This is a genomic window from Marinomonas gallaica (genome assembly GCF_049821165.1).
In the GTDB taxonomy this organism is placed as follows: domain Bacteria; phylum Pseudomonadota; class Gammaproteobacteria; order Pseudomonadales; family Marinomonadaceae; genus Marinomonas; species Marinomonas gallaica.
The window spans coordinates 3,823,402-3,835,736 of the sequence record NZ_CP187511.1; the positions used below are offsets into that span (position 1 = coordinate 3,823,402).

A 12,335-nucleotide genomic window follows, 5' to 3' on the forward strand; every position below is an offset into this window, starting at 1 on the left:
TTAGAACGTCTAACTATGACAGATACAGTTGCTCCATCCATAACAACCACTGCTGATGAGTTGTTTGTTGCACCTTACCTTGCACCATCAAATGCCTACGACGAGGCATTTGATGGTCGTGGCTCGGTTCGCTTGCCTTGGCAAGCGATCACGACCGCGATGCAACAGCTCGGTGCAGAAGGGATGCAAGACCGCCATCTGCGAGCGCAACGGATTTTGCGTGATGATGGGGCCACCTATAACTTAAAAAGCGATCCTCTTTCACCTAATGTTTGGTCATTAGACATTATTCCTAATGTCATGATGAAAGCCGAATGGTTGAAACTGGAAAGCGCATTACAACAGCGCGCAAAGCTGTTTGATTTGCTCTATAAGGATTTATACGGTGAGCAACGACTGCTCAAAGAAGGCGTCATTCCTTCTGAAATCATTTTTTCTCATCCCGGTTTTTTACGTCAATGCCATGATATGCCGTGGCCAAGCGAACATCGACTGACCTTTCATGCCGTGGATCTGGTACGCGACCAAAGTGGTCGATTTATTGCCACAGGCGACCGTACTCAAGCCCCGAGTGGGGCGGGTTATGCACTGGAAAACCGCACGGTCGTGTCTCGTATTTTGCCCAGTTTGTTTCGCGACAGTCGTACCATGCGACTCTCTGGCTTCTTTCAAACGGTGCGTGAAACCATTAGCCAGCTGGCGGCACACATTACCGAATCACCCCGTATTGTAGTGCTGACACCAGGGGCTTACAGCAGCACCTACTTTGAACAAGCCTTTCTAGCAAATCATTTAGGCTATCCATTGGTTCAAGGGGGTGACTTAACGGTTCGCAATGGCAAAGTGTGGATGAAGTCTTTAGATGGTTTGTCTCGCGTCGACGTCATATTACGTCGTGTCGAAGATGCCTTCTGTGACCAAGCCGAATTGCGCTCAGACTCTGGATTAGGTGTGCCTGGACTGCTCGAAGTCGCGCGTCAAGGCAATGTCATCGTCACCAATCCACTTGGTTCAGGCTTATTAGAGACCCCCGCCCTATTGGCATTTTTACCCGACATTGCGCAATGTTTAATGGGCGAAGAATTACTGCTTCCGTCAGTAGACAGCTATTGGTGTGGCAATGCGAAGCAGCTCGACTATGTCTTAAATAACTTGCCACAGCTGATCATCAAACCAGCGTTCCGTAGCCAACTTAGCAAAAGCGTTTACGGACACCAGCTTGATAAGCAAGGTCTAGCTGATATGACGGCCGCGATTTTAGAAAACCCAATCGCCTATGTCGCTCAAACGTATATTCCCGGTTCCCATAGCCCCATTTGGGAAGATGGTGCGCTCAGCTCAAGACCCTGTATTTTGCGTACCTTTAGTGTCGCAAGTGATGAGGGTTATCGTGTAATGCCGGGAGGGTTAGCGCGCGTTGCGGACTCTCGTGACCAAACAATCGTCAGTAAGAATTTATCGGGTTCACGCAGCAAAGATATGTGGATCTTAAGCGATACGGTGGAAGCCGATATCGACGTGCCGTTGGACAATTTACCGGGCGCGCAGGCCGAAGCCGCAAACTTGCCTAGTCGTGTCATTGAAAACTTATTCTGGTTTGGGCGATATGCCGAACGTGCGGAAATGAGCTTACGCTTAATGCGCACGATCTTTAAACAACTGAATGGCATTGATATTTTCCCTACAGAAAGCCGCAAAGTACTGCTGTGCGCCATGTCTGATATCAGTGGTTCACTCCCCGGTTTCCACGATCAGCCTGAGCTGCTTGAAAATCCGAACGATGAATTGGCTGCACTGGTAGTCGACAGTCAACGTATGGGATCGATCAAGTCGAATCTACAACAGATGCTAGCTTGTGCCGAGCAAGTAAAAGAAATGCTATCCGCGGATACGCGTATCATTTTGAACGAACTGCGCGACCACATTCACAGTATTGATCGGGCCTACATCAATGGTCTCCCCCCCGTTCCAGAAGAGTCATTAGACAGCCTTGTAACGTCTTTGCTAGCGATTTCGGGGCTCAATCATGAAAGCATGCTGCGCGGTATGGACTGGATGTTCCAAGAAATTGGCCGTCGAACAGAACGGGCAATGCTGACGGCAAACCTACTGAAAAACACCTTGTCTGAACCGCTTCCGAGCTTGCAACAGCAACAAGTACTCGAGTCGGTATTACTCAGTGTAGAAGCGCTAATATCCTTCCGTCGCCGCTATCGAACACGAGCACGTGTGTCCTACGGTTTAGATTTATTGATGATCGATCGATCCAATCCACGCTCCTTAATTTATCAAGTCGAGCAACTGCGCAAGTACGTCAGCGAGCTACCAACGACAGATCAAGGCACATTGGGCTTATCACCGGAAAATCGTTTCATCATAAAATCGTTAAACGACATTCAATTGGCAGACTTGGATTCCTTAGCGCAAATCGATGAGACTAGCCAAACTCGTCATAACTTAACCGAGCTGATGACTCAGGTAATGGATAACCTAGAGCATCTGACGACCATTCTAAGTGATAAGTACTTTGATCACACCGCAGGACCGCAGCAGCTCGTGAAAGCGAAATGGAAGAATAACGTATGAAATATCGAGTCCGCCACATAACGGAATACCTATACAATGCGCCCGTCACCTTGTGTTACAACATGGCGCATCTACTTCCGCGTGATACGCTCAACCAACGTTGCTTAAGCCGTCGAATTAAAGTAACACCGACACCGGTGTATCAGACCAACGGGGAAGACTATTTTGGCAACCCGACGTTTTATTTTTCTGTGCAAGAGCCCCATAAAAAACTCGCGATTGATGTGGAGTGTTATTTTGAAATTGAACAAAATGATGTCTCTGGACAGTTATCACTGCATGGCCTGACCTGTAAAGAGTTACGCGATCAGCTTACCGAAGCATCCACACCACAGCTGCGCATGGTCAAAGAGTACACCTTAGATTCTTTGCATATTCGTCGTAGCAAAGCATTAGCAGATTACGCACGCGACTGCTTTCTGGATGATACCCCCGTACTTCAAGCCAGTATGGACTTCACGCACAAGATTTTTGAAGAATTCGCCTTTGACCCAGCGGCGACCAGCGTCAGCACTCCGGCGGAACAAGTGCTGGAAGAAAAACGCGGTGTGTGCCAAGACTTTGCCCATTTAGCCATCGCTTGTATTCGCTCTATTGGCTTGCCTGCACGCTATATGAGTGGCTATTTAGAAACACTGCCACCTCCTGGGCAAGAGAAATTAGTTGGAGCCGATGCCTCCCATGCGTGGTTTGCTATTTTCATTCCTGATCTAGGGTGGGTAGAATTCGACCCCACAAATGACTTAATGCCTAACGAACAGCACATCGTCACCGCTTGGGGGCGTGATTACGCTGATGTCACACCGCTACAAGGCGTGATTTTCGACGGTGGCGACAGTCAATCACTTAATGTTTCTGTGGACGTGCAGCGCGTTTAATACAGCGTTGCCTCCCTCAATTTGGTACTACAATGACCTTTGCAACACTTGGTTTATCTTCCGCTGTCACGGACATACTCAAAGAACTGGGCTACCACACCCCGACACCGATCCAAGCACAAGCGATTCCACTGATTCTATCGGGTAAAGACGTATTGGCCGCGGCGCAAACCGGTACTGGTAAAACCGCTGCCTTTACTCTGCCAATCATCGAGCAACTGAGCAAAGGTAAACGTGCCAGTGCAACACAAGTTCGTTGTTTAATTCTGGCCCCTACTCGCGAACTCGCCAGCCAAATCGGCGACAGCGTACGCACCTACAGCCAAGGTCTAGGGCTGCGTAGCCAGACCATGTACGGCGGCGTTCAAGCTTACCCGCAAATCAACGGCATGAAACGCGGAGCAGACTTACTGGTCGCCACACCTGGACGCTTAATGGACTTGTTTAAGCAAAATGCCGTGGCGTTCGATGAACTGGAGTTTTTAGTATTAGACGAAGCCGATCGTATGTTGGATTTAGGCTTTGAAGAAGCGCTTAATGCGCTGCTGGCGCTGCTGCCTAAAACACGTCAAAGCATGATGTTTTCTGCGACCTATTCTGATGCCGTCAAACAATTAGCCAAGCTATGGCTACGAGACCCAGAAGAAGTCGCCGCAAAACAAAGCAACCGCGTTGCAAACACCGTTCGTCACCAAATTTACACCGTCGATAAAGTGCGTAAACCGGAACTGTTAGCTGAACTACTTAATCGTCAACACTGGAATCAAGCGTTGATCTTCACCAAGACAAAGCGTGGTGCTGATGAAATTACGGAGATCCTGCAAGCAGAAGGCTTTAATGCCCTCGCGATGCATGGCGACAAACCACAGTACGCACGTTTATCAGCAATTAATGCTTTTAAAAAAGGCGAACTGGCCTACCTTGTGGCAACCGACGTCGCCGCTCGTGGGCTGGACATCGAAGGCTTGCCAGTGGTGATCAATGTTGACCTGCCACACGTCGCAGAAGACTACATACACCGTATTGGTCGAACCGGACGTGCTGGGCTAGAAGGTCGCGCTGTCTCCTTAGTGTGTGCCGATGAGGTAGAAAACCTACGTGCTATTGAAGTGCTACTAAAACAACGCGTACCACGCAAAGAAATCCCAGGCTTTGAGCCGGAACATCGCGTGCCCGATACCCATCCTCGTAGCCAAAAGAAAGTCGTCAAAGCTGCGCCAGAAGTTCAAGGCAAAAAAGCCAAGATTGACCCCGTCAAACCGGATGTCACAAAAGGCCCTGGACTGCGCAGTAACCCCTTTGCGAAAGCCAAAAAGTAATCGACAAAAAAGCCGCTCACAAGCGGCTTTTTCTTACATCGTGACACGCCACCAACGACTAACGTAGTCGGTAAGACTGTAACTCTTTAAGCACCGCATCAAAGCGATCCTGAGTTTGACGCGCCTCAGACTCGGTTAAATTAACCGTTTCCGTAATATGGCTTGAGCGATCTCGCACCATCTGCACATTACGGTTAATGTCTTCGGTGACTTGAGACTGCTCCTCCGACGCCGTAGCAACACGCTCAATGGTCATATTGATCTCGTCCACAGACTCAAGCAATGATTCAATCATTTCCGCATTGTTGATCACTTCCGATGCAGTGTTCGTCGCCATCGAAGAACAACTTTCCATCGACGATAACGCATTTTTACTGGAGCTAATCAACGTCTCGATCATCGAACGAATCTCTTCTGTCGAGTCTTGAGTTCGCTGTGCCAAACTACGAACTTCATCCGCGACCACAGCAAAACCGCGACCTTGTTCACCTGCTCGTGCCGCTTCAATAGCAGCGTTCAGCGCCAACAAATTAGTCTGCTCAGCAATCGACTCAATCGTTTGTAGGATCGACGCAATTTGTTCCGTTTGATTGGTGACCTGTTGCACAGAATCAAATCCACCGGTCACTTCACGGCTCAAGATTTCAATCGATGACTGAATTGAATGCATGCCTGCACGGCCTTCCGAAGCACGAGACTGAATGGTTTCCGTTGCTTTTGCAGCCGCTTGCATGTCTGCTGAAATAGTTCCGCTGGTTAACGACATCTCCTCGATCGCAGCGGCAATTTGATCCGTTCGAGCCAACTGGTCTTGAGTCTCTGCCGCGGCCTCTTTGGCTTGCACGATTAAGCCATCCATACTGCTGTTTGATTCTTGAGACTTTTGCGCCAACATTCCAAACGTGCTAGATAAATGCTCAAGATGTAAATTCAGCTCATGCATTATATGGCCCAATTCATCTTTAGAATTGACCTCTAAATTCACCGTGAAATCTTTCTTCTCACCCACAGAACTCAATGCATTATGAACCATAGCAACACGGCTAGAAACGGACCGAATCACACTGATCGTCAGCAGTAGCACCAATAAGCCCACTACTAAGATGGCGATAACAACTAACGTAAAGGTTGTTACATCACGGCTTTCTTGAGCATCCGCAATATCATCTACTGTTGACCCAATCTCGTCTGACAAGCTCTTAACAAGACCGATCTTCGCAGTCGCCAACGCAAACCAGTTATCTGGACCTTGAACGGCTTGAAGGTCACTGGTATTCATAAAACCAGACAGTACTTGCTGAACACTTTTCCACTCAGACTGACTTTTCAGACTTTCAAGTTGACGCTTACGTTCAGGCGTGGCGACATCGTTAAAATAACTTTCCCAGACAGATTCATCTGCAATAAAGCTCGACACTTGAACAAAACGACGCTCACTGACACTACCCGCCGCGAATACACCATTCAGAGCCCCTCGGTATTGCCCAATACGCTCTTTCATCCAAAGCAGACTTAAACGCGATGACAACGCTTGGGTAATCTTAGGACTTGCCACTTGATTAATACCGCGTTGAATAGCGCGTAAAGCCGAGGCATTAAGATCAGAATAAAAGGCAAATGCCCCATTATCAGTAGATAAACTGTCGACTTTATTGCGAACTGAGGATTTGTTGTTAAGAAGCGCCAAAGTAGGTTGGATTAACGTATTAATTTCAGACTGGGTCAGCGCATGAAAATCGTCGGCAGAAAGATTCCGTAACGACTGTTCAGCTTGGTCAGCGACCGAGCGCTGTTTTAAAACCTTGTCTTTTCCTTGCTCACCATTAGACCCTAAAAAGCCTGCAGTTAAACCACGTTCAACGGCAAAGTTGTGAGCAATTGCATCAAGCCTTTCCGTTAAATGCACAATGTCATTAGCTTTTTGAGTATCTCGGATACTGTTCATCAAACTCGAACCCAAGAAAAAAGCGAGTATTACAACTAATAGCAGTGGTATAAAGCCCACCAGCGCGATCGCATTAGATACCTTAAGATTCTTAAACACGCATCTCTCCCTACATTCCTTCTTGCGTCTTATTATCATGGTTCAACTTATTTACCTAAGCAAACGTAAATGTCAATTTATGGTAAGAAAAGTCTAATGCATCAATAGAGAGTGAAGTGAAGATGGAAAAGCGAACAGGCCAACATCAGTACGACTTTTTAGAAAGATAAAGTTTACTAGACATGAGTCTTTATGAAGCAGGCCGCCATAGGCGAAGTTTGGGCCGACATCAGGCATTATTTTCTCAATGCGGTGGCATGATGCATTCAAAATCGTTTTCTTAGAGGGGGTTTAGGTTGTTATTCAGAGCTGGTAAGAGCGACTAAAAATGAACGCTTTGTGACTTCCCAGAGTTTGTTATACCTTATACTTTGGCCTCAATTTGAAGATAATTCATCTCTCCACGACCCACCGCTAACTTTGATAAGATTGCTATTCGTGTTTTTATGACGGATAGAAAACAATTGCTTTACTTCAGGGTCAGATAGAAAGTTATTTGAATTCTCCTGAGTTTCGAATTCCAGAATGACAATTGTTTTTGGCTCCCAGTCACCTTCCAAAATTTCTGGGGTAACTCCCTCAACCAAATATCGACCTGCATGCTTCCTGAGATATTCTGGAATTTTTTCAACGTACTCCATAAATGCAGGTAAGTTAGTAATTTCAAAATCCAAAACTAAGTATGCTTTCAAAAATATCTCTCCATGATTTTATGTCTAGCGGCGACCTTTTTGCAGCGAACCGGAAAACCAGCCCGATAACACGCGCTCGCTATCTGCTGTTTGCACGATGTTTCCAATCGAATTTAGGGATAGAAAGTCGTTGATTAGTGGTGCCATCCCACTCTACGTCGAATCCCGCTTTCTTTAACGCTTTCTGAATCGTTTGAGCAACATTAATATTTTCAGGCACATCACCATTAACGTGATCATACGCTAGCATCAATCCTTCACCAGAAACAGCACGTTCTAAATCTTGACCATGGTAAAAGCAATAGCCAAAGAATTTATCTTTCGGATAGGAACTCAACGCCTCATTCGAATCCTCATGCCCATCAGACATTGTATAGCCTGCATTATGTAAACAAAGAATACCATTAGTCTTGAGCGTTAAAAACACACTTTCCAACCGGTCAATATCCGTCACTTTAGGCCATGACTTTTCAGCTTCTAACTTTTTCATAAATTCGGTGCTTACAGATTCACGAAGCATCTTTTCATCAGCGCCTTCTTCAAGTAAATCAGAAATGACCTCTTGAATATCGTCAGGTGTATCAAACCCACCCCATACATGACTTTTGATGGTATCTAAGATGTATTGATTCACTTCATTCATGGTTGCTTCCTTGGACACAGCAAATCCGCTAATTATTAGCAGTATTGATAGAACGATAACTCTCATAGCGGATAAAGCTTCGCTAAGCGACAAGTAAGTTGGCGCTTTTTTTACTGCCTTTTAAACCGCAATAACTGTATCGAATCCTCATGCATCAACTTATTAGCCCGAAGTTAACGTTGCAGTAGAGCTCAGAAAAATATTGGGATGCTTAGACAGAGTAAAGCTATGGTGTGCAATAATCGAAGGTGCATCTAAATGAGGCTTACTGTGTGTTGTATGAGCATCCTCTATCAAGGTAACTTTGTAGCCTTTGCTTGCGGCACTAAACGCCGTTCTATCTATACAAAACTCTGTTGAATAGCCACATATAAGTACATGCTCAATTCCATTTTCATCTAGATACTCTCTTAAGTTTGTATTATAGAACGAATCTGGCGTTTTTTTGCGAACCTTATAGCTAGAATCATTAATTGTTAAATCTGAAAATAGTTGCCAAGCATCACTTTCTGGCTCGAGCACTCCCGATATTTCATGTTGTATAAATATAATTTCAATTTCAGAAGAACTGGCATAACTCAACAATTGCTCAATGTTGCTTATTACATTCTCAGATAAATATGGAGGATTGGGGGAACCAAAAACTCCATTTTGTACATCTACGACTAAAAGTGCCGATTTCATATTACTTCCTCCTAGGGCTAACACTTCAATCAGCCGACGCTTTAGCGGTCGGCTGCATTGACTTGTTAAATTTTTTCTCTTCGGCTTTAGCGCCGGCCACACCGATTATGCTTTCGAGATGCTTTTGACGCTCATTCTTCGCTATGTACCAATCCTTAATTAGAATTTCAATTAGTCCTATAAGCAATTGAGCTTCTGAAGGCTCAACATCAATTATTAAATTGATATCTTTTTCCATATGGGCGCCGATATTACCAATGCTTCTCACCGAATCTATGGCCTGCCAAGTAATCGGATCCACTAATTCTTGGATAGCATTTATCTCATCGACAAGCCTACCTTTTTTGATTCCATGGAAATCCCTAATGATTCCCTGTAAACAACGCCGAGATAGAGTTGCTGATGCTTTCGGGCTTAGCTCTTTTATAAGACAGGCTTCTTCATAATCTGCAATGATGGCTTTGGGGATGTACGGCGGAAATTGCTTGGCCATCGAATTTGGTTTCATGCTCCACTCAAAACGGACATCAGGGTTTATTTTATGATTGCGATCCCAATATGCTGAATGAAGTGCGCCCTTTATTGTGTATTCTTTGCAGGTTTCGTTTGGGCAGGTTATTACGGTTGTTACTATTGCAGAGTCACCGTCTTTATTATCATTGTCGTAGAAATGAACACTTCTACTGAAATTAGAATCAGTAATCGTTGCATCCCTATTGCAGTATGGGCACGACCAATTGAATTTTATTGCCATACTCTAATTTCCTCGTGTAAATCTAACGCCGCCATAAGTTGCGGCTTTAGAGTTGTTAGGTTTGTGGTAGCGTAGCGTTAAGCCACAAACCTAACAACGGAAAAGACGTCAATCTTGATGGCCTTGTTATGTGATTATTTTTTCGGTAGCACCAACTGCCTTAACAGCTCTTCTGTGATGACATTATGATAATTTTGCATACCTATACTTTGAGATGGATCCGAACGCCAATAGAACCAATCAAATGCAGTTTGTGACCTATCCTTTACCCAAGGCTTTTCGGGGTAGTAAAGTAATAAGTGGTTGATTTTTCCGGGTCCGATGAAACTATACACATCATGTAGAAAATGATCTTTCCCATTATTTTTAAAATTAACAGTAACACCTAACTCTTTGATATGTAGGTTAATATCATTAGTATGATCACATAAATCTACACTATCATTAGGGAAAATTTCAGATATTCTATCTTTCAGTTTTTGTACTTTTAGCTGCCTAGCTTCAACTAACGTTTGAACCTTAGCTTCAATTTCGTCAGGAATTGATAATCGCCCACTGCTATATGACTTATCAGTGTCTTTAGCAATATTAAAATAGCCGCACCATATATCAGGGTTTTTCATCCCTAATTTTTCTTTTGCTTGTTTATATTCAATATTATTCATACTGTGCCCCAAGTACACTAAGATTGGTGTATGAAACATCATAATACACCAATATTGGTGTATTTCAAGGACTGCAGCTAAATTCAGGACTTCACATAACAGCTTAATAGTGTGAATGCGCATTTACGCAATGCCAGTGAGCTTAAATAAAACCCACTAATGTGATGGTTTTTCAGCCTTTTTTTGGCTTATCCCGTCACAATGTAAAACACATATTTAAGCATGCGTGTTATATCATTTGTCCACAGCACGTTATTCTGACTGTGATATTGGTTAATGATTGATCTTAATACACTTTCGCTGACTGTGATATTGGTTAATTATTGATCTTAATACACTTTCGTTGACGCTTCCATGACAAACCGAGAAGCTGAGCCGCGTTCAGATCATAAAGCTGAGCATTCAATTTGATAAAGCAAAAATAGACTGTATATACAAACAAGTTTTTTGGCTTATCCACAAGGGCTATAAAAGCAGTTGAATCATCGAGATCATTTCAAATTAAAATATGTTCAATCCCTCGCGCAGCGCGGTTCTACAGAGTAAGCGGTATTCCATGCGTTTAATTTGTGCTGACGCGTCGCTGGCGAGGTACGAGGCGAGACATGGCGCAAGCAAATTAAATGACATGGAATGAAGCAACAAAGCGGTTGGTAAGCACCGAAACTCGTTATTCTTAGTTTTTAATAAGATTATTTGATCTGAGACTGTTTCCCTCGGAGACCGAGGTCCTACAAATCGCGAAAAGATTTCGCTCGTACAAAAACTGACGAGGCGAGACATGGCGCAAGCAAATTAAATGACATGGAATGAAGCAACAAAGCGGTTGGTAAGCACCTAAACTCGTTATTCTTAGTTTTTAATAGGATCATTTGATCTGAGACTGTTTCCCTCGGAGACCGAGGTTCTACAAATCGCGAAAGGATTTCGCTCGTACAAAAGCTGGTTAGCGATATTCCATACGTTTAATTTGTGCTGACGCGTCCGCTGGCGAGGTACGAGGCGAGACATGGCGCAAGCAAATTAATGACATGGAATGAAGCAACAAAGCGGTTGGTAAGCACCGAAACTCGTTATTCTTAGTTTTTAATAAGATCATTTAGTCTGAGAATGTTTCCCTCTGAGACCGAGGTCCAACAAATCGCGAAAAGATTTCGCTCGTACAAAAGCTGATGAGGCAAGACATGGCGCAAGCACATTAAATGACATGGAATGAAGCAACAAAGCGGTTGGTAAGCATCTAAACTCGTTATTCTTAGTTTTTAATAGGATCATTTGATCTGAGACTGTTTCCCTCGGAGACCGAGGTTCTACAAATCGCGAAAAGATTTCGCTCGTACAAAAGCTGGTTAGCGGTATTCCATGCGTTTAATTTGTGCTGACGCGTCGCTGGCGAGGTATGAGGCGAGACATGGCGCAAGCAAATCAAATGACATGGAATGAAGCAACAAAGCGATTGCTAAGCACCGAAACTCGTTATTCTTAGTTTTTAATAAGATCATTTAATCTGAGAATGTTTCCCTCGAAGATCGAGGCGCCACAAATCGCGAAAGGATTCCTACGTATTATTCCCACGCACTATGGGACTGGGTTCTACCTTGGCGAGCGCTTAATTAAAACGATGTATAGAGGTGTGGTTGTCGACGTCCACATCAGTGGAAATTTGCCAACGGTGGAGGGTTTTCAATTGCTCAAGCAATAAGCTTTTGTTACTCGGGGAGAGTTCGTGAAAAAGCTTTAATAAGGCGCTGGTGTCTGCATTAAGATCAATCGGGTGGATATGTTCTTGCAATGCCGCGCTTTTATGGTTTTCTAAGAAACTTGGGATGCTTGTAATAGGCAGCTCAGATGCGGCGTAAAGCACTGAGGGTGTGATATCTAAGGCTTTTGATATTTTCTGCAACACCTTTTGAGAGGGTTGTCTTAAGCCCTTTTCAATGCGCGAAACATTGCTGGTGGCAATTTCTGCTTCCAGTGCAATCTGCTCTTGCGTCATCTTACGTTGTTTTCGAAGGGTTTTTATAACATAGCCAATATTCATAGCGGAATTATCCGTATTTTTTTGCCATC

General features: G+C 44.4%; 10 protein-coding genes. 3 read left to right on the forward strand and 7 right to left on the reverse strand.

Translation table 11 applies throughout. The features are described from left to right. Positions 1-15: 15 nt before the first annotated feature. Genes ACPUEK_RS18085 through ACPUEK_RS18095 form a run of 3 tightly spaced genes read left to right on the forward strand, consistent with a single transcriptional unit; the run spans position 16 to position 4,783 of the window. On the forward strand, positions 16-2,586 hold the full coding sequence (locus ACPUEK_RS18085) for a circularly permuted type 2 ATP-grasp protein (protein WP_083202891.1): 2,571 nt from the start codon (positions 16-18) through the stop codon (positions 2,584-2,586). Continuing rightward, positions 2,583-3,464: a transglutaminase family protein gene (locus tag ACPUEK_RS18090; protein WP_067216873.1), complete on the forward strand. Its 882-nt coding sequence runs from the start codon at positions 2,583-2,585 to the stop codon at positions 3,462-3,464. Before ACPUEK_RS18085 ends, ACPUEK_RS18090 begins: the two co-directional genes overlap by 4 nt. A 32-nt stretch (positions 3,465-3,496) precedes the next feature. Next, positions 3,497-4,783: a DEAD/DEAH box helicase gene (locus ACPUEK_RS18095; protein WP_067032422.1), complete on the forward strand. Its 1,287-nt coding sequence runs from the start codon at positions 3,497-3,499 to the stop codon at positions 4,781-4,783. 58 nt (positions 4,784-4,841) lie between these two features. On the opposite strand, the gene ACPUEK_RS18100 is transcribed toward ACPUEK_RS18095, so the two are convergent. The 7 genes from ACPUEK_RS18100 to ACPUEK_RS18130 all read right to left on the reverse strand — a co-directional run bounded on the left by ACPUEK_RS18100 (position 4,842) and on the right by ACPUEK_RS18130 (position 12,306). Further along, positions 4,842-6,827 (reverse strand): methyl-accepting chemotaxis protein, encoded by a 1,986-nt coding sequence (locus ACPUEK_RS18100; RefSeq protein ID WP_425641717.1) that lies wholly within the window; start codon positions 6,825-6,827, stop codon positions 4,842-4,844. 377 nt (positions 6,828-7,204) lie between these two features. Beyond that, a complete protein-coding gene (locus ACPUEK_RS18105; RefSeq protein WP_425641718.1) occupies positions 7,205-7,519 on the reverse strand; it encodes a DUF1330 domain-containing protein in 315 nt (104 codons plus the stop codon). A gap of 79 nt (positions 7,520-7,598) precedes the next feature. Further along, positions 7,599-8,162 (reverse strand): DUF6891 domain-containing protein, encoded by a 564-nt coding sequence (locus ACPUEK_RS18110; protein ID WP_425641719.1) that lies wholly within the window; start codon positions 8,160-8,162, stop codon positions 7,599-7,601. Between the two features lie 162 nt (positions 8,163-8,324). Beyond that, positions 8,325-8,846: a cysteine hydrolase family protein gene (locus ACPUEK_RS18115; protein WP_425641720.1), complete on the reverse strand. Its 522-nt coding sequence runs from the start codon at positions 8,844-8,846 to the stop codon at positions 8,325-8,327. 25 nt (positions 8,847-8,871) lie between these two features. Next, on the reverse strand, positions 8,872-9,600 hold the full coding sequence (locus ACPUEK_RS18120; RefSeq protein ID WP_425641721.1) for a DUF4145 domain-containing protein: 729 nt from the start codon (positions 9,598-9,600) through the stop codon (positions 8,872-8,874). Between the two features lie 134 nt (positions 9,601-9,734). After that, a complete protein-coding gene (locus tag ACPUEK_RS18125; protein ID WP_425641722.1) occupies positions 9,735-10,265 on the reverse strand; it encodes a hypothetical protein in 531 nt (176 codons plus the stop codon). Between the two features lie 1,609 nt (positions 10,266-11,874). After that, positions 11,875-12,306 (reverse strand): helix-turn-helix domain-containing protein, encoded by a 432-nt coding sequence (locus ACPUEK_RS18130; protein WP_425641723.1) that lies wholly within the window; start codon positions 12,304-12,306, stop codon positions 11,875-11,877. Positions 12,307-12,335 lie beyond the last annotated feature (29 nt).

What these genes read in the sequence shown, in the direction of transcription:
- ACPUEK_RS18120 (WP_425641721.1), bottom strand. Translation starts at nt 9,600, where the DNA reads ATGGCAATAAAATTCAATTGGTCGTGCCCATACTGCAATAGGGATGCA.
- ACPUEK_RS18095 (WP_067032422.1), top strand. Translation starts at nt 3,497, where the DNA reads ATGACCTTTGCAACACTTGGTTTATCTTCCGCTGTCACGGACATACTC.
- ACPUEK_RS18085 (WP_083202891.1), top strand. Translation starts at nt 16, where the DNA reads ATGACAGATACAGTTGCTCCATCCATAACAACCACTGCTGATGAGTTG.
- ACPUEK_RS18090 (WP_067216873.1), top strand. Translation starts at nt 2,583, where the DNA reads ATGAAATATCGAGTCCGCCACATAACGGAATACCTATACAATGCGCCC.
- ACPUEK_RS18110 (WP_425641719.1), bottom strand. Translation starts at nt 8,162, where the DNA reads ATGAATGAAGTGAATCAATACATCTTAGATACCATCAAAAGTCATGTA.
- ACPUEK_RS18130 (WP_425641723.1), bottom strand. Translation starts at nt 12,306, where the DNA reads ATGAATATTGGCTATGTTATAAAAACCCTTCGAAAACAACGTAAGATG.
- ACPUEK_RS18115 (WP_425641720.1), bottom strand. Translation starts at nt 8,846, where the DNA reads ATGAAATCGGCACTTTTAGTCGTAGATGTACAAAATGGAGTTTTTGGT.
- ACPUEK_RS18125 (WP_425641722.1), bottom strand. Translation starts at nt 10,265, where the DNA reads ATGAATAATATTGAATATAAACAAGCAAAAGAAAAATTAGGGATGAAA.